Source organism: Streptomyces sp. HSW2009 (assembly GCF_040240285.1).
Classification (GTDB): domain Bacteria; phylum Actinomycetota; class Actinomycetes; order Streptomycetales; family Streptomycetaceae; genus Streptomyces.
The window spans coordinates 1-558 of sequence record NZ_JBEHZD010001133.1; the positions used below are offsets into that span (position 1 = coordinate 1).

The window sequence follows — 558 nt, forward strand, 5'->3', positions numbered from 1 at the left end:
CCCACCAACACATTCACCAACGCCCCATGCGACACCACCACACCCTTCGGCCACCCCGTCGAACCCGACGTATAAATCACATACGCCACCCCACCCGACACCACACCCGGCAACACCACACCACCCAAACCCTCCTCCACAACCCCCAACTCAGCAACCACACCCGGCGAATCCAACACCAACAACTCAACCCCAAGCCCCGAAAACACCCCCACCAAACCCTCCACCGTCACCAACAAACCCAACCCACAATCCCGCACCACAAACCCCAACCGATCCACCGGAAACTCCACATCCAACGGCACAAACCCCGCCCCCGCCTTCCACACACCCAACAACACCACCAACAAATCAACCGACCGCGGCAACCCCACCCCCACCACATCCCCCACACCCACACCACGACCCACCAACAACCCCGCCACCACATCCGACCGCACATCCAACTCCCCATACGTCAACACCCCACCCACACCATCCCGCACCGCAACCGACCCACCACGCAACAACACCTGCTCACCAAACAACCCCAACACCGAACCACCCAACACACCACCA

At 61.1% G+C, this 558-nt stretch carries 1 protein-coding gene; it reads right to left on the reverse strand.

The window, feature by feature from the left end; all coding sequences use genetic code 11:
- A partial coding sequence (locus AAHZ94_RS34905; RefSeq protein ID WP_349997666.1) for an AMP-binding protein occupies nucleotides 1-536 on the reverse strand: 536 nt, incomplete at its 3' end.
- Between the last annotated feature and the right edge of the window lie 22 nt (nucleotides 537-558).